At 68.7% G+C, this 22,227-nt stretch carries 25 protein-coding genes and 1 pseudogene; 16 read left to right on the top strand and 10 right to left on the bottom strand.

All coding sequences use genetic code 11. The annotated features are described in order from the left end of the window. Positions 1-18 precede the first annotated feature (18 nt). Positions 19-702, top strand: coding sequence for a TetR/AcrR family transcriptional regulator (locus FHR32_RS39620; RefSeq protein ID WP_184759741.1), 684 nt, complete (start codon positions 19-21; stop codon positions 700-702). 193 nt (positions 703-895) lie between these two features. Continuing rightward, positions 896-1,762: an ion transporter gene (locus tag FHR32_RS39615; RefSeq protein WP_184759740.1), complete on the top strand. Its 867-nt coding sequence runs from the start codon at positions 896-898 to the stop codon at positions 1,760-1,762. An 83-nt stretch (positions 1,763-1,845) separates the two neighbouring features. Here FHR32_RS39615 and rpsD read toward each other — a convergent pair whose 3' ends face one another. Beyond that, complete coding sequence (gene rpsD / locus FHR32_RS39610) at positions 1,846-2,460, bottom strand: 30S ribosomal protein S4 (RefSeq protein ID WP_184759739.1); 615 nt, start codon at positions 2,458-2,460, stop codon at positions 1,846-1,848. An 87-nt stretch (positions 2,461-2,547) separates the two neighbouring features. On the opposite strand from rpsD, the gene FHR32_RS39605 reads away from it, so the two are divergent. Further along, positions 2,548-3,276 (top strand): DUF2470 domain-containing protein, encoded by a 729-nt coding sequence (locus tag FHR32_RS39605; protein WP_184759738.1) that lies wholly within the window; start codon positions 2,548-2,550, stop codon positions 3,274-3,276. Positions 3,277-3,579: 303 nt separating this feature from the next. Continuing rightward, positions 3,580-4,698, top strand: a complete 1,119-nt coding sequence (locus tag FHR32_RS39600) for a hypothetical protein (RefSeq protein WP_184759737.1) — start codon at positions 3,580-3,582, stop codon at positions 4,696-4,698. Between the two features lie 21 nt (positions 4,699-4,719). Here FHR32_RS39600 and FHR32_RS39595 read toward each other — a convergent pair whose 3' ends face one another. Both FHR32_RS39595 and FHR32_RS39590 read right to left on the bottom strand, forming a co-directional pair. Further along, positions 4,720-4,956 (bottom strand): hypothetical protein, encoded by a 237-nt coding sequence (locus tag FHR32_RS39595; RefSeq protein WP_184759736.1) that lies wholly within the window; start codon positions 4,954-4,956, stop codon positions 4,720-4,722. A 91-nt stretch (positions 4,957-5,047) separates the two neighbouring features. Then, the gene (locus FHR32_RS39590; RefSeq protein WP_184759735.1) at positions 5,048-5,626 is read right to left on the bottom strand and encodes a ClpP family protease; all 579 of its coding nucleotides are present in this window, start codon (positions 5,624-5,626) and stop codon (positions 5,048-5,050) included. Between the two features lie 682 nt (positions 5,627-6,308). Here FHR32_RS39590 and FHR32_RS39585 point away from each other — a divergent pair. The 3 genes from FHR32_RS39585 (at position 6,309) to FHR32_RS39575 (ending at position 7,465) form a co-directional block, all read left to right on the top strand. After that, positions 6,309-6,866, top strand: coding sequence for a copper chaperone PCu(A)C (locus FHR32_RS39585; RefSeq protein WP_184759734.1), 558 nt, complete (start codon positions 6,309-6,311; stop codon positions 6,864-6,866). Between the two features lie 16 nt (positions 6,867-6,882). Then, the gene (locus tag FHR32_RS39580; RefSeq protein WP_184759948.1) at positions 6,883-7,134 is read left to right on the top strand and encodes a twin-arginine translocation signal domain-containing protein; all 252 of its coding nucleotides are present in this window, start codon (positions 6,883-6,885) and stop codon (positions 7,132-7,134) included. A gap of 193 nt (positions 7,135-7,327) precedes the next feature. Continuing rightward, positions 7,328-7,465: a hypothetical protein gene (locus FHR32_RS39575; RefSeq protein ID WP_184759733.1), complete on the top strand. Its 138-nt coding sequence runs from the start codon at positions 7,328-7,330 to the stop codon at positions 7,463-7,465. A gap of 231 nt (positions 7,466-7,696) precedes the next feature. Here FHR32_RS39575 and FHR32_RS39570 read toward each other — a convergent pair whose 3' ends face one another. Together FHR32_RS39570 and FHR32_RS39565 are read right to left on the bottom strand one after the other, a co-directional pair. Continuing rightward, on the bottom strand, positions 7,697-8,650 hold the full coding sequence (locus FHR32_RS39570) for an NAD(P)H-dependent flavin oxidoreductase (RefSeq protein WP_184759732.1): 954 nt from the start codon (positions 8,648-8,650) through the stop codon (positions 7,697-7,699). Positions 8,651-9,077: 427 nt separating this feature from the next. Further along, positions 9,078-9,893 (bottom strand): HARBI1 family protein, encoded by an 816-nt coding sequence (locus tag FHR32_RS39565; protein WP_184756502.1) that lies wholly within the window; start codon positions 9,891-9,893, stop codon positions 9,078-9,080. A 216-nt stretch (positions 9,894-10,109) separates the two neighbouring features. Here FHR32_RS39565 and FHR32_RS39560 point away from each other — a divergent pair, with 216 nt between their 5' ends. Together FHR32_RS39560 and FHR32_RS46445 are read left to right on the top strand one after the other, a co-directional pair. Further along, positions 10,110-10,526 (top strand): hypothetical protein, encoded by a 417-nt coding sequence (locus tag FHR32_RS39560; RefSeq protein WP_184759731.1) that lies wholly within the window; start codon positions 10,110-10,112, stop codon positions 10,524-10,526. 145 nt (positions 10,527-10,671) lie between these two features. Further along, the gene (locus FHR32_RS46445) at positions 10,672-10,797 is read left to right on the top strand and encodes a hypothetical protein (protein WP_281391203.1); all 126 of its coding nucleotides are present in this window, start codon (positions 10,672-10,674) and stop codon (positions 10,795-10,797) included. Positions 10,798-11,402: 605 nt separating this feature from the next. Here FHR32_RS46445 and FHR32_RS39555 read toward each other — a convergent pair. After that, positions 11,403-11,597, bottom strand: a complete 195-nt coding sequence (locus tag FHR32_RS39555; protein WP_184759730.1) for a hypothetical protein — start codon at positions 11,595-11,597, stop codon at positions 11,403-11,405. A gap of 305 nt (positions 11,598-11,902) precedes the next feature. On the opposite strand from FHR32_RS39555, the gene FHR32_RS39550 reads away from it, so the two are divergent. Next, a complete protein-coding gene (locus FHR32_RS39550) occupies positions 11,903-12,220 on the top strand; it encodes a DUF6247 family protein (RefSeq protein ID WP_184759729.1) in 318 nt (105 codons plus the stop codon). Then, positions 12,217-12,462 (top strand): type II toxin-antitoxin system RelE family toxin, encoded by a 246-nt coding sequence (locus FHR32_RS39545; protein WP_184759728.1) that lies wholly within the window; start codon positions 12,217-12,219, stop codon positions 12,460-12,462. Before FHR32_RS39550 ends, FHR32_RS39545 begins: the two co-directional genes overlap by 4 nt. A 196-nt stretch (positions 12,463-12,658) precedes the next feature. Here the strand turns inward: FHR32_RS39545 and FHR32_RS39540 are convergent, their stop codons facing one another. Continuing rightward, positions 12,659-13,699, bottom strand: coding sequence for a glycosyltransferase family 4 protein (locus FHR32_RS39540; protein ID WP_184759727.1), 1,041 nt, complete (start codon positions 13,697-13,699; stop codon positions 12,659-12,661). A gap of 371 nt (positions 13,700-14,070) precedes the next feature. Here FHR32_RS39540 and uppS point away from each other — a divergent pair, with 371 nt between their 5' ends. The 4 genes from uppS (at position 14,071) to FHR32_RS39520 (ending at position 18,865) form a co-directional block, all read left to right on the top strand. Then, positions 14,071-14,808, top strand: a complete 738-nt coding sequence (uppS, locus tag FHR32_RS39535; protein WP_184759726.1) for a polyprenyl diphosphate synthase — start codon at positions 14,071-14,073, stop codon at positions 14,806-14,808. Next, positions 14,805-16,220 (top strand): EF-hand domain-containing protein, encoded by a 1,416-nt coding sequence (locus FHR32_RS39530; RefSeq protein ID WP_184759725.1) that lies wholly within the window; start codon positions 14,805-14,807, stop codon positions 16,218-16,220. The genes uppS and FHR32_RS39530 overlap by 4 nt, the downstream gene beginning before the upstream one ends. Positions 16,221-16,386: 166 nt before the next feature. Further along, positions 16,387-17,022: a hypothetical protein gene (locus FHR32_RS39525; protein ID WP_184759724.1), complete on the top strand. Its 636-nt coding sequence runs from the start codon at positions 16,387-16,389 to the stop codon at positions 17,020-17,022. A 718-nt stretch (positions 17,023-17,740) separates the two neighbouring features. Further along, on the top strand, positions 17,741-18,865 hold the full coding sequence (locus FHR32_RS39520; protein WP_184759723.1) for a helix-turn-helix domain-containing protein: 1,125 nt from the start codon (positions 17,741-17,743) through the stop codon (positions 18,863-18,865). 23 nt (positions 18,866-18,888) lie between these two features. Here FHR32_RS39520 and FHR32_RS39515 read toward each other — a convergent pair. From FHR32_RS39515 to FHR32_RS39505, 3 genes and pseudogenes are all read right to left on the bottom strand, one after another. Then, positions 18,889-20,560, bottom strand: a pseudogene (locus tag FHR32_RS39515) (IS1182 family transposase). 53 nt (positions 20,561-20,613) lie between these two features. Next, on the bottom strand, positions 20,614-21,132 hold the full coding sequence (locus FHR32_RS39510; RefSeq protein ID WP_184759722.1) for a TetR family transcriptional regulator: 519 nt from the start codon (positions 21,130-21,132) through the stop codon (positions 20,614-20,616). 8 nt (positions 21,133-21,140) lie between these two features. Next, positions 21,141-21,737, bottom strand: coding sequence for an AAA family ATPase (locus FHR32_RS39505; RefSeq protein ID WP_312882914.1), 597 nt, complete (start codon positions 21,735-21,737; stop codon positions 21,141-21,143). Between the two features lie 292 nt (positions 21,738-22,029). Between FHR32_RS39505 and FHR32_RS39500 the strand changes: the two genes are divergently transcribed. Continuing rightward, the gene (locus FHR32_RS39500) at positions 22,030-22,227 is read left to right on the top strand and encodes a hypothetical protein (protein WP_184759721.1); all 198 of its coding nucleotides are present in this window, start codon (positions 22,030-22,032) and stop codon (positions 22,225-22,227) included.

Below are 22,227 nucleotides of genomic sequence, written 5' to 3'. Positions count from 1 at the left end.
GCCCCATAGAATGGAGGTATGAGCGAGGGCCTGCGCGAGCGCAAGAAGAGAGAGACCCGGCTACGCATCTCCGACATCGCGACGGGGCTGTTCCTGGCCCGGGGGTTCGACAACGTGACCGTGGCGGAGGTCGCCAGGACTGCGGACGTCTCGGTCAACACGGTCTTCAACTACTTCGCGACCAAGGAGGATCTGCTCTTCGACCGGCAGGACGAGGTGGAGGAGCTGCCCAGCAAGGTCGTGCGCGAGCGGGGACCGGGAGAGAGCGCGGCGGAGGCGCTGCGCCGTGACTTCCTGGACGCCCTGGACACCCGACACTGGCGGTACGGCTTCCACGAAGGGAGCGACGACTTCGCCCGGATGCTCGGCGCGAGCCCGTCGCTCGCCGCCCGGGTACGGGAGATGAACGAGCGGCGGGAACAGGCCCTGGCCAGAACCCTGGCGGACGAGGTCGACGCCGACTCCGACGACCTCACCCCCAGGCTCGTCGCCGCCCAGATCTGCGCGACGCTCCACACGTTGATGACGTACACCGTCCAGCGCATGCTCGCCGGCGAGAGCACGGACACCATAGCCCCGGATCTACGCGAACAGGCCGGCCACGCCTTCCGCCTCCTGGAGTCGGGGATCGGCGACTACTGCATCCGCTGGGAGGACATCCCGCGGGCCGGCGGGGCCGATACCTCCAGGGCTATTCCGTAGGCGGGACGGCCCGCGCCGAGGGCGATCTTTTCCGGTACCGGTTCCCGTAGCCGCCTCCCGCCCACCCCGACGGGCACACGGACTCTCCCTCCGGGCCGGCGGGGGCGGGATGCCCGCCGTACGGAAAAGACGATCTTCGGCGATATGATCTCCCGGCAGTCCACTCGGCCCTACGACCCCCGGGGAGTCATCCGTGCCGACGCGCGAGCGTGTCCGCGCCGTACTGGAGACCCCGCGTTTCCAGCGGTTCATCATCGCGGTCATCGTGACCAACGCGGCCACCCTGGGACTGGAGACCTCGGCTGTCGCCGTCGGGCGGTACGGCACGGCGCTGACCGTCGTCGACCATCTGGCGCTCTACATCTTCGTGGCGGAGCTGACCGCCAAACTCTACGTCGACCGGCTGCGATTCTTCCGCGACCCGTGGAACCTCTTCGACACCCTGATCGTCACGGTCTCCCTGCTGCCCACGGCCGGAGGGTTGTCGGTACTACGGGCGCTGCGGATCCTGCGGGCACTGCGGTTGATCTCCGTGGTGCCCAGCCTGCGCAGGGTGGTGACGGCCCTGCTCACCGCGGTGCCGGGGATGACGTCGATCGTCCTGCTGCTCGGCCTGGTGCTCTATGTCGCGGCCGTGATGGGCACCAAGCTCTATCACGCCACCGCGCCGGAGTATTTCGGCGACCTGCCCACCTCGCTGTTCACCCTGTTCCAGATGATGACCGGAGACGCGTGGTCCGACATCACCCGGGAGGTGATGGACGAGCACCCGTCGGCGTGGGTGTTCTTCGTGCTTTTCATGCTGGTCTGCACCTTCGTCGTGCTGAACCTCTTCATCGCGGTGGTGGTCAGCGCGATGGAGGACGAGCACACCGAGGAGTCGGTCCAGGCGACGCGCGACCTCGGCGTGACCGTGCTCGCGGAGCTGGCCGCCCTCCGGGCGGAGGTGCGGGAGCTGCGAGAAGGGGCGCCCGTGACGCCGGGGGCGGGCGACCGGCGGGTGAGCGCCCCGGCACCCCGGCGACGAGGGTCGGCGCGCGGGCGATCCGGCAGCAGATGACCGGCGTCCGGACGCTCCGGCGCCCGGACGGCCCGACGCTCCTGTGACGCGACGGTGACCGACCGCCGGACGCCCCCGGTGGGTCAGCGGGAGTAGAACTCCACCACGAGCTGCTCGTCCACCGGGACGGCGATCTGCTCGCGCAGCGGGCGGTCGACCACGGTGAAGCGGAGCTCGGCGTGGTCGACGTTCAGGTAGGGGGCGATCCGGTCGTCGGCGTAGACGCCCTCGGCCGCGGCGACGAACGGCTGCATCCCGCGTGACCGCTGCCGCACCGCGATGACCTGGCCCGGCTTCACCAGGTAACCGGGGATGTCCACCTTGCGGCCGTCCACGGTGAGGTGACCGTGGGTGACGTACTGGCGGGCCGCGTAGATGGACGGGGCCAGGCCGGCGCGCAGGACGAGCGAGGCGAGGCGGCTCTCCAGAAGCACCACCAGCTCGGCTCCGGAACGCCCGGTGCCGCGTAGCGCCATGTCCCAGTAGCGGCGCATCTGCCGCTCGGACACGTCGTAGTACCAGCGCAGCTTCTGCTTCTCCATCAGCCGGAGGCCGTAGTCGCCGGTCTGCCGCCGGCTGGTCTTGCGTCCGTGCTCGCCCGGCGGGTACGGACGCTCCTCGAAGTAGCGGACGGCCTTGCGGGTCAGCGGGACGCCCGCCCGGCGGGACAGGCGCACCTTGGGTCCGGTGTAGCGCACACTCACTCCTCTGTGATTAGGTTTACCTAAGTGAGGTAAGCCTAACCTTAACTACAAGTGTCCTCCGACCTCAAGGAGAACAGGTCCATGCAGCAGCCCGTCACCGCTCCGCCCATCCCCGAGCGTGTCCGCACACTGGCGGCGACCGCCGCTCCCACCCATGTGTCCCTCTCCGGTACGGCCCGGCCCGCGATGCCCGCCAGGGGCGGGGTGGACGGCGCCGGGCGGCCGGTGCTGCTGGTCGCGCCGGGAGACCCGCTCCACGGAGTGCGCGACGAGCCGGTGGTCACCGTCGATCTGTCCGCGGACCGTTCCCTGGACGGCCTGGAGCTCTCCCGCGGCCTGCTCAAGGTGCAGGGCTGGGTGCAGGCCGTACCGGCCGACGAGGCGCGGGAGACCGCGGTGGCGATCGCCGAGCACTGCCCGGACGAGGCGCTGTTCGAGGCCGTGGAGAGCACCGGCGGCCCCCGGCTGCTCCGTGTCGACGTCGGTCAGGTGATCTACCTCACCGGCCCCGAGTCGGGCGTCCTGGACGCCGAGGAGTATCTCGGCGCCGAGCCCGACCCCCTGATGAACGACGCCGAGCGCATGCTCCGCCATGTGAACGCCGCCCACCGGGGACAGGTGGAGAACACGCTGCGCTCGCTCCTGGCCGCTCCCGTCTCCAGGGCCTGGCTCTGGGAGCTCGACCGCTTCGGTGCGACCATCCGTTCCGGCATCGAGGACCCCACCCTGGTCCGCCTGCCCTGGCCCGTTCCCGTGACCGACGCCGGATCCCTGGAGCAGGCCCTGCGCTGCCTGCTCTGCCATCACTGACGACGGGTACGGGCGGGTCGCGACGGCGGCGATCCCCCGGCCCTCGATCGCTCCCGGCCCTGTGGACAGTATTGCCCCGCCACCCAGACAGCTGAGGCTCTGCCACAATGCGTGGGCATGAAGATCACGCGTAGCCGAACGGTAGTGATCGCTTGCGTGCTCGCGCTGACGGCGTGCACGGCCGAACCATCGCCGGTGGCCGGCCCGCCGGCTTCAGCAGGCCAGCCGGAGACGTCCGCGTCGAGCGCGGCACCGCAGTCGTCCCCGACGGCCTCTCCGGTTTCGACGCCTGTATGGCAGTCGGTGGAGCCGGACGGTGAGCAGTACGCCACCGCTCTGAACGATGTGGCGGCGACGGGTCCTGACACGGCCTGGGCGGTCGGTCATCACGCCGACGCGGAGGACGAGTCTCCCTGGGGAGTTCTGCTGCGCATGGACGGCCTGCGATGGCGGGTCGGGCAGAACATCTGGGGTCGCATCTCCGGCGCGCTCAGCTCGGAGTTGAGAGCAGTGGACGCCGACGACTCCGGCAACGCCTGGGTCGTCGGCAGCGTCGATGCCATGGGTGAAGACGGCCCGGATCTCAAACGGTTCCCCTTGGCCTTGCGCTGGGACGGCCGAAACTGGGACATACACACACCCTTCGAAGACGCCTGGGACCTGCACACGTCCTTCAAAGACCGCAAGGATCATTGGCTGACCGACCGGCTGACCGACGTCGCCGTGGACGGCCGGCGAGCCGCTCTGATCGGGCTGCGCGGCCGGGAGTCCGCCGGTGAGATCAGCTCGCCCATCCTCTTGACCTGGAACGGCAGGCGTTTCAGCAGGCGGGAGTATCGGCGTGGAGGCAGGTTCAACGCCGTGGACGCCGGAGCGGGGCACATCTGGATCGCGGGCATGTCGTCCAGCGGCCGATGCACGGACTCGCACCCGGCGATCTGGCACAGCGCGTCCCCCGGTAGCGCGCCGACGCAGATGAGGCTGCCCTGGCTGGGACGCGGCTCGTTGCGGCATATCTGGCAGAACGGCCCGTCCGACGTGTGGGCGGTGGGCGAGACCGGCACCCGGTGGGCCTGCGACCAGGACGGGCCGGGCGGACCGCTGGTCCTGCACTGGAACGGAACCTCCTGGAAGAAGATCAAGCTGCCCCGGTGGAAGGTGACGCTGCAGAGCGTCACCGCCTTCGCCGCTGACGACGTGTGGGTGGCCGGGGTCGAATACGGCGGCGACGATGTACCCACGCGGGTCACGTTGCTGCGCTACAACGGACGACGATGGACCCGCGACTACCGCGGCGTCGCCGGCGAGGTCTGCGGTGACGGCTTCACGATCACTCGTGTCCCCGCCACCTCCCGTCTCCTGCTGGCCGGGAGGGCGGGCTGCGGCGACGACGAGAAACCCTCCCTCCACGTCCGCCGTTAGGCCGTGTCCGGAGTTTGGATCTCAGGTGGGTCGGAGGCTTCGAATCCATAGGATGGCGCCTCGCAGGTGGAGCCCGGCGAGGTAGCCGTCCGGCTTCTCCGGAATGACCGCCCGGATGCCGCGTCTGCGCAGGTAGGCGCGGTTGGCGCGTCTGCGCAGGTAGGCGCGGTTGGCGCGGGAGGAGTACGCCTTGGTGGCGTGCCGCTCCCGGAGGAGACGGCCCGCCACGCCCTCGTCCGGGCCCACCGGCAACCGCACGGCGAGCCCTTCTACGATTCCGGAGAAAAATTCGCCGCCATTCTCGACCTACGCCGGAATTAGGAGAGAAAATCACTCCGAGAACGGGCGGCTAATTCTCCGCCCCCACCTCGCGGGTGCTGCGGATAACTTCGTCGACGAACCCGTAGTCCTTGGCCTCGGTGGCGGTGAACCAGCGGTCGCGGTCCCAGTCGGCCTCGATCTGCTCCAGCGTCTGGCCGGTGTGGAAGGCGATCCGCTCGCGCATCATCTGCTTGGTGTAGAGCATCTGCTCGGCCTGGATGGCGATGTCGGTCGCCGTCCCGCCGATGCCGCCGGACGGCTGGTGCATGATGACCCTGGCGTGCGGCAGCGCGTACCGCTTGCCGGGGGCGCCCGAACAGAGCAGGAACTGCCCCATCGAGCCCGCTATGCCCATGCCGACGGTGGCGACGTCGTTGGGGATGTACTGCATCACGTCGTAGATCGCCATGCCCGCCGGCACCGAGCCGCCGGGCGAGTTGATGTAGAGCCAGATGTCACTGCGGTCGTTGTCGGCGGAGAGCAGCAGCAGCTCGCCGCAGATCCGGTTGGCCACCTCGTCGTTCACCTCGCTGCCGAGCACGACGATCCGCTTGCGGAGCAACCGCTGGTACAACGGGTCCTCGAACACGGGCTGTGGACTGGTCATCTCTTTCACCTGCCCCGAATCCAGAATTTATGAACGATGAATCCATGTGACGATAACGCCACCCACCCCCGCGATTTCGTCCCGTTCGCTGTGAGCGCTTTTCGCTGAGAGCGCAGCCCGGTGAATTCGTTTCATCGGCACCAGTTCAACTGTCCCGGTTTCGGCACACGTCCCGTCCCGGCCCACCCACCCCGGGCACGGTTCACGCCTCCCATCCGGTTCATGTGGCCTCACCCGGTTCGCGGCCCCTCTCGGAACCGTCCACGCCAACGAGAATCACTCTCCGTCACCAGGCGATCTCGCTGTGTGTGATGATTGCCACACCATGCCAGTGCCCGCGCCCCTGCGTCTCGCCCGCTCCTCGGCCTCCGCCGTGGTGCTTCTCAGGCTGGGCGTGGTCGCGCGCACGTGCACCGGGATCACGGCCACGGCGTGGGGCGCGGCGGGCGGGCTGGTTCCGGGGCTCGCGGCCGCCCTCCGCCCGTCCCCGCTCCGTCACGTGGTGATCCGGCGAGGCCCCCCCGGGCCCTGCCCCGTCACGCCCTTCCGACGGGGCCTCGCGACCTGACGACCCCGGGCCGGGCATGCCGGCGCCGGGTGTTCCACCCGACCTCCCGGCGTCTTCCCGCGGCATGTCGAGCACAGCTCCAGCCGCGGCGCCGTACACCCTGAAAGGTTTTCCATGATTGTCAGTCGTGTTCTCTCCGCCGCCCTTCTGGCCGCCCTCGCCACCGCGTCGGTGAGCGCATGCGGCGGCGAGTCCCCCAAGCAGGAGGCCGTACCGGCCGCGAACGCGCCCGCCGTGGCGAACACGGCCAACAAGGTCGTGCCCCTCTCGATCACCGATCCGTGGGTGAAGACCACCAAGAAGGGGATGAGCGCCGCCTTCGGCACCCTGGTCAACAACACCGACGGCGACGTGACCGTCGTCTCGGGCGCCTCACCGCTGTCGCCCAAGGTCGAGCTGCACGAGGTGGTCGACACCAAGGGCAAGATGGTCATGCGGCCCAAACAGGGCGGCTTCATGATTCCCGCGCGCGGCACCCACCAGCTCATGCCGGGCGGCGACCACCTCATGCTGATGGGCGTCACCAAGGAAGTGAAGCCGGGCGCACAGATCCCCTTCACCCTCACCCTCTCCGACGGCGAGACCCTGAAGTTCACCGCCGTCGGCAAGGACTTCGCCGGCGGCAAGGAGGACTACCGGCCCGGCGCGGACATGGGCAGGAAGCACGGCTGACCCAGGGACCGGAAGCATGCGAGACCCCCGAATCACTCGCAGGGGGCTGCTCGCGGGGGGCGCCGCCGCGGCGGCCGGCGCCCTCGCCGCGTGCGCTCCCGAGCAGACCCCCTCCACCGACCGTGCCGCCTCCGGGACCGCGCAGGTGGCGCTCTCCGCGCCGGCCGACACCGAGAACGAGTGGACGCCCCCCATCGGCTCGGCCGTGTTCGCCATCCCTCCGGGATGCTCGCCCGACGGCTGGATCGGAGAGACCCTCCTGTCCTGATCTACCATTTTCGCAGGTGAGAGCCGTTTAGCAGTGGGACACATCACCTACACTGGACTTGACAGTCCACTGCTGCCACCGCAAACTATGGACTAAACAGTCCATAGTTTGTCGGGGGATGAGACATGGGCGAGTATCCGTCTGAGCGTGCGATCTTTCTCGATCCGGTACGGCGAGCACCTATGGACGCACGATGATCGCAGCAGAACGGATCGCCGCCGTGCGGAGAAAGAAGCGCCTGGCGATCGCCAGGGCGTTGCGCGACCGGCAGAGTGCGGCCCCTCTGGAAGAGGGGATATCGGCCAGAGACACACCGGTCGAGGTGCCCTGACGTGCCCGTGGAATTCCGGTGCCGCCCGTGTGGCACCTCGCGGGACCGGTGCCGCCCGTCCTGAGGCCGTGGCTCCCGGCTCAGGCTGCCGAGAACGCGCCGCTCCCCTCCCGGGCGGTCGGCCCGGTGTGGAGGGCCTGGTGCTCCCACTGGTGCCGCGGCTGGGTGTGCAACCGCCAGTAGTGCTCGGCGATGTCGTCCGGATCGAACGCGGTGCCCGGGGCGTCCTGATCACATCGTGAAGCGGCTCAGCAGCCTCTTCGCGCCGGCGAAATCGGCGACCACGTCGGCGGCGGTCCGTTGCCGCCGCACCATCCCCACGGCCTGGCCCGCATAGATGCAGGCGGTGTCGAAATCGCCCTCGCGGCGGGCGTCGTCGAGCGTGGCACACGCATCGTCATCGGATGCCAGCTCCTCCTCCCGGCCCGCCCACCGGTCGAAGAACGCGTTGCGCAACGCGCGTCCGCCGTACTCCGGCGGCCAGGCAAGCCGCTGGGCGATGTCGAAAACCCGCCCGTAGGACGTGTCGGTCTCCCCCGCAGCCAGAAGACGCCGCCTGGCCTCCGAGGAGATCGTCGTCTCGACGCAGCCCATGAAGGCCGTACCGACCCAGGCGCCGTCCGCCCCTGCGGCGAGTACGGCGGCCAGCCCGCGAGCGGTCGCGATGCCCCCCGCTGCGAGCACCGGGATCCGCACCGCCTCCAGAACGCTCTGCAGAAGAGGCAGCGTCGCCACATCGTTGCGCCCGTGGCCGCCGGCTTCGGAGCCGCGCGCCACCACGACATCCACCCCGGCCTGCTCGGCAGCGCGCGCCTCGTCCGTCGTGCCCACCTGGGTGACCACGGTGCTGCCCGCCTGCCGCAGAGACTCGACGTATCCCGCGTAGGGCCCATAACTCACCGACACCAGATCGGGCCGGGCGGCCAGGACCGCCTCGAACGGGGCGGCATTGTCGCGCAGCGCCCAGGCCATGAGCCCGACCCCGTACGGCCGGCCGCCGGCCCCTGCGACCACGGCCTGTTCCGTGACCCACTGGGCCGACGCCGCAGCGGGAACGCCGACCATGCCAAGTCCCCCCGCCTCCGAAACAGCCGCAGCCAGGTGACCTGCGCCCACCCCCGCCATGGGTGCGCCCACCAAGGGCACCTCAAGGCCGAACCGGTCAGTAAGCCAGGTGCGCATCATCGTCCCTTTCTCCGTCAACCGCGCATCCGCGTCTTTTCACGGTGCCGAGTGTGCCTGCCGACCCGGTGGCCACTCGCACTCCATATTGCCTGCTTGCCGGATGCCGGCTGCGGGAGGTCCCCCGAGCCGGTGGCGGTCGCGGCGCGGGACGGGACGGGGCGGGGCCGGCCGGATGGTCCGGGAGGCGACGCGGCCGATGCGGCTGCTGCACGGTTGACGGCGCCGCAGGGCCGTTCCTCCGCAGACCGGGAGACAGCGGCAGGTGGCCGTCGACCAGACGGATCGACGGCCACCTTCTGGTATCCGGCGGGTCACCGGGCCTTTCGGACCTCGACTCTTTCCTTCCGGTAGTTGCCGCCGTTGCCGTCCGGCCGGTAGTTCTTCTCGACGTTGCCCGCGATGTCGACCGCGAACCAGTGAGTCATTGTCAGCAACCGGCGTTCACGCTGGGTGACAGCTGCTTGTGAGCTTGCTCCCGGTGGAAGAGGACGAGCGCCGCGGCGACGATACCGCCGATCTTCCAAGGGCACTTGCTGACGTTCCGCAGTGCCTTGAACCGCATCTTGAGCTGGGCGTTCGCTCGTTCGGCGAGGGCTCGGAGCGCACCGTGGACCTTGTTGTACTGGATCTGATCGTCGGTGAGTGTGCCACCCCGAGACCTCTTGTACGGCAGGCGAAACCCCATACCCGCATCGACGTAGCCGAGGTCGGCCAACGTGATCAGCCCGTCCTCGGCGGCCTTGGCCAGCAGGTCGAGGAGGCCGTGCAGGCGGGCACAGGTGAGATCGTGTTCACGGCCGGGCCGTACCTCAGAAGTCCACAGCGGGTCGCCGCCGGGGCTGGACAGGACCTGAATGTTGCCGCCGTGCTGCTTGTGTTTTCCACTCCACCACAGGTCGGCGCCGTTCGGGCCCAGGGCGCGGCAGCGGTCGGTTTCGATCAGCGTGCCATCCAGATGCAGGTGGGTGTAGCCGGCGGCCTTCGCCGCCGTGAGCGCCTCCTGTAGCGTCGGCGCCTGGGCCTTCAATACGGTGACCCCTTCTTCGACGTACCGATCACAGGTCGCGTGCGAGATGGCGTTATCGGCGGCCGGCCGGGCGATCCGAGCGCCGTCCACCAGCCAGCGGATGATCAGAACGGCCTGCTTGAACTCGCCCAGCGCCCGAGTGCCCGCGCGGGTGCGGCGCCGTACCCGCTCGGCGCGCAACAGCCCGGCCAGAAACAGCACAACCTCGCGCGGCATGTCCAACTCGGCTGTGTAGGTGATACTGGAGGTCACGTGAAGCCCTTGTGTGCGGTGCGGTGGATCCTTCGACAAGACCCACCCCTACCAGGGGCTTCACGCTTTTCTCTACTTGATCACTCCCACGCCCGCCGTGATCGGCTACACACGGTCATCGACCGTTGCTGACAACGTCTCAGTCTGCTGACCGCCGCCCTGTCCGGTTGCAGCAATCCATTGGACCCCAAGGGGCAGGCGACCGGCGAATCTACAGAAGTCGTCAAACAGCAGGCTACCGAGGCGAAGTCGCAGTTCGCCGCCGCGTTGCGCGGAGCCTCCAACGAAGGCGCCGCCGCAGAGATGGTCATCGCTCAGGCGATCAACGCTGTTCTGGGCGCCGGGGCTGTCAAGACCTTCGATACCTCAGATGATCCGCATGGCCTGATCAAGGTCGGGGCCGGGTTCACCGAGACGACCGAGAAGGGCGGAGGCTTGTGGTACAGCTCCATCACCGTCCTGTTATGCGTAGAATTCAGCGGCTCCATCCGTGCCCCTGGCGCGGTCACCATGACCGATACCACCTGCCCACCGCCTATCAGCGGCGCAGATCCGCTCTACCCGGAGGGCACACCGGATGTGGTGGCGCACCTGTAAGCGCGGATGCACGGCAACGGAATGAGGCGTTGCTGCCGGTAAGGCGCGGCGCTATACGATGGGTGCAGAGTTGAGGCGCCCCACCGTGGGCACGCGTCCTCACTCAGCGACGGCGACTGGCCTCCGGTTCGACTCCTGTCGGCAGGTGTTCTCCCCGGCGACGGTCAATCAGGCGCTGGCGGTGGTGACGTTGCTGTATGAGCACGGCCCCGGCCTGCGCCTGGCCGTCAAACGCGCCCGCATCCCCAAACCCGGCGCCCCGAAGCGCTGACCCGGGCGCAGGGGAACGCGGTGCGCCGGGCCGCCGACCGGCGCGGCCCCCTGCGACGCCTCCCTTTTCGGCGCCGGCGCCCGCGCCGAGGAATGCCAGCGCCTGACCATCGCCGACGTCCCCATCACCGCCCGGCCTGCACGGCAAGGGCGACGAAGTCCGCACTGTTCCGCTCCCGGTCCCGGCCCGCGAACGCCTGGCCGCCTGGCTACTGGCCCGCGCCGAACTGCTGACCACACCCGGCCTGCCCTCGCCGAGGGTGTCGGCGACGGGCTATGGACCGGGCAGCGCGGGCGGCTGACGGTCGACGGCGTCACCGACGTCGTACGCGCCGTCGGCAACGCCGCTGGTCTGCCTGGGCTGCGCCCACACCGGCTGCGCCACTGCCCGAAATGAGTTCAACCGGCGAGCCCAGTCAGCCGGGGACAAGCATGAGCACGACCAGAACGACGAGTACAACGACGACGATCGCCGATCGGGCTGATTACCGAATTGTCCTTACAGGGAATCAAAGCGCGGCCCGCCGGCGGGCCGCTGACGCGCCGCCGGGCGGCCGCGGGCTGGGCCCGCGGCTCTCCGGCCGGCCCACACCGCCCTACGGCGCGTCAGTCGATCTGCCCGCGGTAATGCCAGACGTACGGATCCGCTCCAGGCTCAGGCTCGTACACCGCCCGGGACGCCTCTCCCGGGACGATCATGTACGCCCCTGTCTCCAGGGTTCCGTCCGCTATCACCATCGGCCCCGGGACCGCCGTCCCGTCCAGCGGGCCGCCCATCAAAGTCACCGCTCGCTCGGTCATGGCCTGAGCCTGGCCCGCGAGCCTCGCCCGTGTCCCCGGCTCTCGGCGGATCGTGACGGGGCCGTGACGGGCCGCGTGCGCAGGCCTGCTTACCTCCATCGGAAGGTGTGGTCGTTGAGCGGCGGAAGGAGAACCTCCGTGATGACCGCTTCAGGCGAGGCCAAAGCTGCGACCTTGGCACCAAGGCCGGGGTAGAGGTGGATGCTGGAGAGCTCGTGGTAGTCGACGGCCCGAACCAATCCGCGCTGACCGGCATACACTGGGCGCAGCCAGGACCCACCTCGATGCACCCCGAGGAGACGACCGTGACAGCTCAGCCGGTGGATCACCACGGCGCCGGGCACGACCCCGACGACATCCTGAGTCGGCTGCCTGCCGAGCATCGAAGCCAGTTCCTGGCCGACTACCGTGCCGCGCTGGAGGCCGCCGCCGAACCCTGGCGCTACCGGCAGCTGCAGAAGGTTCTCCACCTCTGGGATCTGCGCGCCCTCATGTACGCCGACCCCGGACACGAGCAGGCCCGCGCCGAGGCCGCGGCCGGCATCAACACCGTCCCCGCCGAAAACATCATCCCCGGATGGGCCGACCTCGTGGCCGCCCGCGCCGCCGGCCGCCCCGCGTGAACTACCGCATCACCTACCACGCATCCGCCTCCAGCAAGATCCCCGGGCTGCCGCCCGAGGCCTTCACCGCGCTCGTAGAGCGACTGCTGGAGATCGGAGACGACCCGCTGGACAGCAGTCCGATCCGCAGCGAAGAGCCCAACTTCCGGCACGCCACCTTCGGCGAGCACGGCATCGTGGCGTTCTTCCTGGACCGGCCCGCCCGCACCGTCACCGTGTACGACATCCTCTGGGCAGGCTGACCCCCGCCAACTTTCGGGTCTCGAACGTGACGAGGACGCCGTACAGGCCCGGTACGGATCGCTCTACGGTGTCGGGCCACGGGCGAAGTGTGGCAAGACCTGGGCGCGGTGGCCGACCCGAGCGAACTGGTCAAGGCGCTGCATGTCATCGGCCTGCTGCAGCGCGGGTTCACCCCGGCCGAACATCTGTGCCGATTCAACGGGTGAGGGCTGTGACGTTTCCTTGTCGCACGCTTCTCGTGGTTGTCTCTTCGTAGATGGCGGTGTAGCGGTCGGCCACGGTTTGCCAGCTGTAGGTGTTGTAGGCGTGAGCGGAGCCGTTATGGGCCCGTCGTGCTCGCTCGCCGGGGTGGGTGAGGGCGTGGATGAGAGTGGCTGCCAGATCGGGCGCGTTGTTGGGCCGCACAGTCCATCCGTTGGCATGCGGGCCAGCGGGGGTAATGGTGCGGGCGGGTCCACCGGTGGCGGTGGCGACGGGCGGGGTACCGCAGGACATGGCTTCGATGTAGACCATGCCGAAGGGTTCATCAACGGCGGGGGCGACCATCAGGTCGGCGCAGTTGAGCCCGATGGGGAGTTCGTCGTGACCGCGCCAGCCCAGGAAGAACACGTCATCGTCGATTCCGAGGTCCTGGGCGAGGTCGGCCGGGTGAGGGCCTTCGTACTCGCCGGGGTAACCTCCCCACATCAGGAGCGCCGGGGCGGGGTCGAGTTCCTTTCGGACCTGGGCGAAGGCTTCCAGCAGGACGGGAACGCGTTTGAAGTGCAGGAACCGTCCGACCCACAGCAGCAGCGGGCGCAGGCGTCCGTTGGCGTCATACAGGCGGCGCAGGTCGGCGTCGGTGTAGCGGATGCTTGCGGCTTTGCCGCCTGGCCGCCATCCGCGCGGGTCGGTGACGAGCCAGTGGCGCAGGTGGGCGCTGCGTTCGTTATCGGTCAGAGGGCGGGGGCGGAACTGGTTGACGTCCACGCCGTTGGTGATGACGGGCAGGTCCTGGCCCTGGAGTGGCAGGAGCCGGTAGGCGAGGTCACGGTCGTGTTCGGAGACGGTGACGATCGTGCTGGCCTGCTCGGAGGCCGCACGTAGCGCAGACAGCCAGTAGGGGCTGTGGCTCCACTTCTCCCAATGGGTGTCTGCGAGCAGGGCCGCGTCTGGTTCGCTGAGTGCGGCGCGTGCGGCGAGCTGGTCGGCATTCTGCCGTTGCGCGGGATTCGGGTCCAGCCGAGATACCGGCAATTCCGGCCAAGATCAGATCATGGAGGGCTCTGAGCTGGGTGGATGCCGACTCGGCAGTCCGACCGAGCTCCGCCTCCACTTCCGGGATGTATCGATCTCGGAAATGGTCTCCAGGGCGGACTGCCGAGATCGCGCTGTTCGCGCCCGTTGGGAGGCCGGATTCCACTTCCGAGATTACGAAGCAGCTTGATCAATGGCCGCTTCTGGTCGCACCTCGGCCGGACCCGCTCGTGGGCGTCGTCGTGGCGCTGGCCCTGCCGATCGTGGGGGTGATCCTGCTCAACACGGCACCCCAAGCTCCGCCGCTATCTGGCAATTACGGACTGCGACACTCGACAATACTATTAGTAATGCTATAGTAACGCTTCGCTATGGAAATTATCAGCGGATTGCCGCGTCACGTGGCTTGTGTGATGGATGGGAACGGGCGGTGGGCCGCGCAGCGATCGCTGCCGCGCACCGCAGGCCACGAGGCGGCAGAGGCCGCCGTAATCGACGCCATCGAGGCGGCACGCTCGGCTGGCATCAAGTGGCTAAGCCTGTACGCCTTCTCCACCGAGAACTGGCGGAGGCCGGCGGGCGAGGTCGACATCCTGATGAGGCTCGTGCGCCGGACCATCCGCAAGCATGCACCGGCGTTGCACGCGCGAGGTGTCCGGTGCAGGTTCCTGGGCATGGCCGATCCGCGGATCCCACCACTGCTGGCTCAGGACATCACCGATCTGATGACACTTACCAGTGACAACAGGCAAATGACGCTGACGATCGCCTTCGATCACGGGGGACGTCGCGACATCGTGGAAGCTGCCCGTTCACTGATCCGCGCCGCCGTACCCGCCGAGCAGGTCACCGAGGCCACCTTCGCCCGGCATCTCCCATACTCCGACACGCCGGATGTGGACCTGGTCATTCGTACCTCCGGAGAGCAACGGATCTCCAACTTCATGCTCTGGCAAGTGGCCTACGCCGAATGGGTCTTCCCGCAGGTGCTATGGCCTGACTTTCGCGCGACCCACCTCTGGGAATGCCTTGACGCCTACCGGCGGCGCCAGCGCCGATTCGGCGATGTCCGCCAGCCGGCCGCCACGACGGGAGAGAAACTTCGATGAATCAGACCACCGCAGAGGAGACCGTCGACGTCTTCGGGCCGAACTCGATGCTGCGCCGCCTCGTCAACGAGGCACGCTGGGGCCTTGCGGTGACCCGCGCCACGGTTCTGGAAGCCGCGCACCCGCAGATCGGCACGGCGTTGATCGGAAACTCGACGTTCGTGACGCATCCGTGGCGGCGTCTGCGCAACACCGTGGTAAGCGCGCAGCGGATGCTCGACCCGGACCGGCACGTTCGCAGCCGGGAGGCAGCTCGCCTCAACCGCCTGCACGCACGCATCTCGGGCACCGACCCGCAAGGCCGCCGCTACGACGCGATGGACGCCGAAGCACGCGCCTGGGTGGTGGCGACCTTGTTCGAGTCGGCGGTGACGATGTATCGGCTGGGCGGTGAGTCGCTGGACGGGCCCGCGGTGGAACAGCTCTACACCGAGTTCCGGACGTTGCTGGCCCTGCTCGAGGGCAACAGCGACCAGCTCCCTGCGACGTTGCAGGAGTTCTGGCCCTACTACGACGACATGATCGACCATCGTCTGGAGAGCACCGAAGCGGTGCGCGTCATCCTCTACCGGCTCTTCGCCAATGTGCCCGCGCCGCCCCTGCTGCGCAGCCATCCCGCGGTGTGGGCCGCAGGCCGGGCCGTGGCAGGCCCTGTGGCCGCCGCGGTCACCATCGCGTCGCTGCCGGAATCCTTCTGCCGACGTGTCGCCCTGCCTGACCTCCCAGGGGCGCGGGCACTTATGCACGGGGCCTACCTGACCGCCGGATTCGCCACCCGCCTGCTTCCAAACGGCTGGGTGCAGGTCGGCTCGTTCATGAGCCTGCTGGATCCCGACCACGCCGGTGGTTCTGGACCGTGGGAGAACGTACGCCGCAAGGCCGGCCAGGCCGCGGCCATGCTCAGACTCATCACCCCGGCTCCCGACGAGGTCAATCAAGCCACACGCTCGGCTGACCAGTTCTTCGCCGAGGTCCTGGACCAGACCGGCGACGGCTACCTCGCCTGGCCCGACCTGGCCGCCATGGCCAGAGAGATCGCCACTCGGCTCGACCTGGATGAACAGGACGAGGAGCGGCTTTACAACGCCTACGCCGCCTGGTGGCGGGAGTTGCAAACCAATCTCGACGCCGACGGCGACGGACGCGTCACGCGCCAGGAATACGCCGCCTCAGCTCCCTCTCTGCCCAGCTCCGGACTGGTCAAGATCGCCGATGTGCTGTTCGATGTCACCGACGTCGACGACGACCAGACGATCGACGCCCAGGAGTATCAGACGTTGTTCCGCACGGCCTTCCACCGCGATCTGACCGGCAGAGGCGACAGCTACTCGCGCAGCGCTTTCGTCAGGCAGTTCCTGTCCTTTATGTCTGGGCAGCAGCACTCGGTCGCCTACAACTCCCTCCTGTCCTAGCTAGTACGGCAGCCGCCATTCGCCTTGTGAGCTGGCCAGATACTCGCCTGGGTCGATGTGATCTTGTGATGGGAATCCGGTCCAACGAGAGCAGCCGCTCGTGATCATGTCTGTGTGAGAAGAACAAGATCGGGAGCGGCTGCTGCGCTCATCGTGGAGGCAGAGCGTGTCCAGCGGAACTGAACGAACTGATGACCGCGCCGGCACCCGTGTTCGCACGGATGGAGCCGCGCCTGCAGGCCGTCAAGTACGTCCGCGCGGTCATGTCCGACCTGTACAAACGCAATGGCTGGAGCATCGCTGCGCGGGTGGCATCGACAACGGCATCAACACCGTCCACCTGGCCTACATCCGCGCCGGGGACGAGGTGTACGGCGCCTGCCCCCAACTGCGCACCTTCCTGGAGGAACACCGGCAGGCGTACGTGCTGCGGGTCCGCTCCTCCTTCACCCTCACCCTCGGCGGCGGCACCCGCCTGACCTGCGAGCAGGTGGTCGCCAAGCACCTGAAGCAGAAACGCAGGTGGACCATCCGCTCGGCCGGCGACGGCTCCAAGGGCGAACGCACCTACGCCTGGGTCTGGATCGCCACCGCCGGTCCCGACCAGCAGCCGCCCGAGGACCCGGGCATGATCCCGCTGACCATCGCCGAGCTCAAGCACCTGTCCAACGCCGCCACGACAACGTCGCGTTCGTTGTTCCGCACGGCCTACTGGTCAGCATGGCGCCGCCGACACCAAGCCCGCGCCCGATGGGTTCACCGACGCGCCCGCCTGACCACCGCATACTCCCAGCTCAACTAGCGAATGGCGGCTGCCGTACTACCCAAGCATTGGCACTGGCAGTACGCGTGGCTGAACGCCTTCGACCCCGTCCACGACCCGCCGCCCGCCCGAGCGGCCTGACCCGCCCGAACTCCCCGGTCACCGCCCCGCCACGACCCCAGAAGTCACCCGCGCACCCGCACCAGCCCCCATCGCCGAGCCCCTGCACACCTGGACAAGCCGCGACCCGCGCACGGCGGCTCTCCCACACCCGAAAACAGCGCTTCGTCAGGAGAAACGGCCCTCGCGGAGAAAATGGACCAGACAATGATCAGCAGGAATCACGCGGTGGATCCAGGCTGAGGAAGACACGTTGACACCCACTTCGCACCGGTCAGCCCGCCAAGACGATACTCATCCTTCAGGCCGACAGCGCAGGATGAAGAAAGGATCTGAAACTGGCGTGATCGAAGATCTCGATAATTCACTCTGCACGTTTTCACTTATCTCTCCGAGACGACAAATCGGTCATTGCGCGATCGGGATGCCGGAGTGTTCGTTCCGGGTGTAGAAAGTGCCTCACAGCGAGAAGGCGGCGACCGCCGTCGTGAGCAGCGGCTGTGGCCCGACCGCGGAAGCCCATAAGGGTGAGGTCGGCGACGCAGTCGCCCGGACAAATAAAGACGGCCCTGAGCCGGTGTTAGCGCACCGACCCAAGGCCTTGATCAATCACCCTGCACCACCAGGAGAAAGATCCATGCCCGACTGTACCGGCGCGCCCGCGTCCGTTTCAAACACCCCCTCCGGCCAGGCGGCCGGAACGCGCCTCCGGTCCGTCCCCCCGGCTCCGGGGAGCGGACGGCATGCCCGGCGCGCGACGCCCCCCACCAGCCGGTTCACCCGGATCTCCAACCAGTGGCTCCGCGACGGGCGGCTGTCATGGAAGGCACGCGGCCTCCTGGGCTGGCTGTCCTCCCACGCGGCCGGTTTCCGGGTCTCGGAGAAGACCATCGTCTGCGCCGCCCCCGACGGCCGCGACGCGGCCCGGACCGCCATCAGGGAGCTGGAGGGCTACGGCTACCTCGTGCGCGAGCGCGACCGAGGCCGCGACGGCAGGCTCGGCGTCGTCGACTACATCCTGTGCGACCCCTGGGCACCCCGGCCCCACCCTGAGGAGACCACCACCCCCACCAAAGACACCGTCCCTGTCCCTGGGACCGTCCCGCCCTCACCCGCGCCGGAAAACCCGCCGCTGGCCCCGACCAGCACGAACACCGAAAACCCGCAGGTAACGACCTACGACGGGAAAACCACCAGTGGGAAACCCACCCCCATAAGAAGAACAGACAGGCAAGAAGACCAGCACCCCGAGGAGACCAGAAAAGCCCTTCCTCTTCTCGCCGCAGGCGAGCGTGCGGACCGTAACGCGCGAGGCGCCGCCACGACGCCTGCGGCGAGGCCCGAAGAACTCACCCGGATGGCCGCCACCGTGCTCGGCCTGCTGCCCGGCCACTACCGCTGTGCTCCGGCCTGGCTGCGCTCCCGGCTGCTGAAAAGGATCTCAGAGGCCCTGGTCCACCACGCTCCGGCGGCCATCGCCGACTACTGCGCCAAATTCGTCACCGACCCGGCATTCGGGCACTACGAGCACCTTCTCCGCTTCGACGACACACTCCGGAAACTGGCCGCCGACATCACCGACGGCACCGCCTGCCCCGCCTGCCCCGGCTGCGGGCGCGACCCCCGCCACCCCTTCTGCACCGCCGCCACCGAAGGAAGGAGACGTCCCGCACCGCCGGCGGTCAACGGCTCACCGGTAGTCCTCCGGGTCCCCCGCCGCGCCGCGCTGGGCGTCGGCGAATTGACATCCACTCCGCCCTGAAGGACTCTGTTGGCCGATTGACATCAGGCTGCCAGGCCGAGATCGCAGGCGAGTCGGGTCAGGTGCGAGATGCGGGTACGGCCGCGTGTGGTGCCGGTCCACCAGGCATCCAGGCGGATGAGGTTGATCGCGGTGGCGGTGAAGACGTGCCCAAGCGCGGTCTTGGGCAGGCCGTGGTAACGAGTCCGACGGATCTGGGTGGCCCGGACAGCTTGGGAGATCGTTCCTTCCACCCCTGCCCGGACGGCATAGCGGTCCTTCCATTCCTGGGTCTGCTGGTCGTATCGGCGCTGCTCCAGCACCTGTTGCAGAGGCTGGGGTAACAGGGTCAGGGTGCGGCCGTACTTGCCGTGGGCAGCGCGTGTGCATGCCTGGCGTACCGGGCATGGACCGCAGTCGTCGTTGGAAAAACGGATCTGGGTGATCGGGGTTCCGTTGGATTTGCGCTGATCAGACCAGGAGACACTGACCGCGCCACGCGGGCAGGTGACCCGATGACGGTCCCAATCGATGGCGAAGTCCCCCTGCGTCAGCCCGGCCTGGGCCTGCCCCGGTTCGGTGGTGTCGATGCCGACCGGCCCGAGCAGGTCGATCCCGTAGGCGCTGTGGGCCGAAACGATGAGCGCGGCACTGGTGTATCCGGCATCGACCGCGTGTTCGCCGGGTCGTGGCCCGCGTCGCTCCAGTGCGGCATAGACCGGTGCGGTCAGCTCGATATCGCCGGTGCAGGCGTTGGTCGTGGCCACGTTGGTGATCAGATGTGGGGCGTCCTCGTCACAGGTCTCGCTCAGGTGGACCTTGTAGCCGCACCAGCCCGAGCCGCGTTTGACGCCGTAATGCGCCTGTGGATCGTAGGGCGAGGCCAGGCGGGTTCTGCCCGGCGGGAGATCTTTCGCCTCCCGCCGGCGCACCCCCTTCTCGTCGCGGTGATACTGCTGCACCCAGGCCACGCGCAGCACTTGAACCGCCGGGATCTGCCGCAACCAGGCCGGGGCGCCGGGCGCATAGACCGCCTCCAGCAGGGCGAACCCATCGGTTTCGACCCTTAGAGCCCACCGGGTCCGGGCATCTTCCCCCTTGGGGAACCGATAGGCGTCCACCCGCGCCCCATGCCGTTCGATCCACTCGGCCGAGACCACCTCGGCCAGCCAGCCAGCCGGGCGCCGCGGCGGCCAACGCCTCCAGCGCACAACGCAGCGTCTCGCCGACGAACTCCATCCGGTTCAGCGTCCGCACGGCCGCCAGCACATGGGTGGAATCGGTGCGCTGACGGCCACCGGCGCGCAACAACCCCAGTTGCGAACACCGCTCCAGCAGCGTATCCAGCACCTTCTGCTCGATCCCGCGCGCGATGATGCGGTCGCGAAACTCACTCAGCACCGAGAAGTCGAATCCCGGATCTGTCAGCTCCAGGGCCAAGCCGTACTTCCAGTCGATCCGCCCGCGCACCGCGTCGGCGGCTTGCCGATCGCTCAGCCCTTCGGCGAACTGCAGTACCGACACCGGCGCCGGTATCCCGGGAGACAGCCCAGGTCCGCCCCGCGCAGGGAACGCCTCGGCGAACTGCTCGTCTTCGAAGAACGGACCGAGTTCATCACGGACCCGCATCGCCAGACATCCCTTGGGGAAAGCCGCCCATGCTACCCGGACGGTCGATTCCGGCACCTCACCAGCGGGACGGGGACGCAGAGACATGGCAGAACCTCCTCCACACACTGTCTGCAAGAGGGTTCCTCCACCGTGCCACGTCAAACGATGATCACCACTCGAATCGGCCAACAGAGTCCTAAAGAACGGAGATTCCGGTCTGCCGCGCGTGCGGCTCCCGGTGGGTTACTGCTTCTTCGCGCGGCGCCGGAACATGTTCCGGTCTTACCCGCACTCCACAGTCGTTTAGTCTCTCCGCCTGCCCGGCGGCGAGAATGTTGATCGCGGCGGAGCGCGTCGGCGAGCGAGCCCGACCGGGTCATCGCCCAGGTGAGCTGGGTGCCGTTGCGGATCGAGTCGGCGGCCGAGGCCAGCGCGGCAAGGTCGGCGGTGCTCACCAGGTGACCGCCCGCCACGGCGGCCTCCAGGTAGCCGAGCAGCTCGGCCCGGACGCCGCGGATGTGGTCGCCCAGGAGCGCGCGGAACTCGTCGTCGGCCAGCTCCAGGTGGAGGAAGGCGAGGAGCAGGCCGCGCTTGCTGCCGTAGCGCTGGACGAGCGCGCCCGTCGACACCCCGGCCGCCGCGGCCACGTCGGCCGGCGTCAGCAGGGAGGACCCCACCGCTTCTCTCAGGAGGGGGAGACCGCCCGGGCGCCGAGTGCCGCGACGACCCGGCCGAGCACGTCGTCCCAGGGGCGTGCGGTCACCACCGGGACACCCACCTCGGCGGCCTGCGCGGCCAGGCGTCCGCCGTACAGGGCGCTCACCCGGGCGCGGTGGAGCTGCTCGCCGTGGTCCGGTTCGCGGCGCCGGTAGTTCTCCACCAGCTGGGCCTCGTCCGGCTCGTGGAGGACCACGGCGGCGACCCGGCCGTCGGCGGGGACGCCCGCGAAACTGTCCCGTACGGCGAGGGCGGGCAGCAGGTAGTCCCCCTCGATGACCACCGGGGTGTCGGTCTCCAGATGGTTGCCCACGATCGCGTCCACGGCGGGGACGAGTGCCTCGGCGATGGCGATCTGCAGGTCGGCGATGTCGTCCGGGGGCAGCCGTGCGGCTTCGGGGTGGGTGCGCCAGTGGTGCAGGAGTGGCTGCTGCTCGGGTGTGGTCATGGCCTGCAGCGCCTCGACGAGATCGTCCACCTCGACGATCGGGATCCCGTGGTGCCGCGCCAGCGGATAGCTGACCTGGCTCTTGCCCGTCCCGGAGGCTCCGCACAGGAGGAGCACTTTCCAAGGAGGTCTCCCGCCCCATACGGGCATGTCGTCCGCCGTCACCGTCGGAGCCGCGAGGCCCATGTTTACCCCTCTCCGCTGAGGACACCAAGTATCACTGCACGAAGAGCACAAGGAGCACATATGTCGCCGACCGGGCATGGAGCCCGGCAGCCGGTACGGAACCTCCTGGACCACCTCGGCTCCCAGGGAGAACGACCATGACGGTGACACGATTTCAGGACCTCCCCCTCGCCGACCGGGACCGGCAGTGGGACGCAGACGCGGCGGAGAAGCGGGTCCGCGCATGGGCCGGGGCCGCCTCGTGTCGTTCGCACTGGTGGCGATCGCCGGCATCGGCGTGCTCGGTTTCGTGGCCGGCCTCACCTGGCTCACCGTGGTCATGGCCGTGCCGGCCGTGGTCGCGGTCGCGGTCGCGGACATCGTGCTCGCCGTGCGCCGCCAGTCACGGGCGCCCGGTGGCACCACGACCGAAGCGGGCTGA

Source organism: Streptosporangium album (assembly GCF_014203795.1).
Classification (GTDB): Bacteria; Actinomycetota; Actinomycetes; order Streptosporangiales; family Streptosporangiaceae; genus Streptosporangium; species Streptosporangium album.
This window is presented reverse-complemented; position numbering and strand designations above follow the sequence as displayed.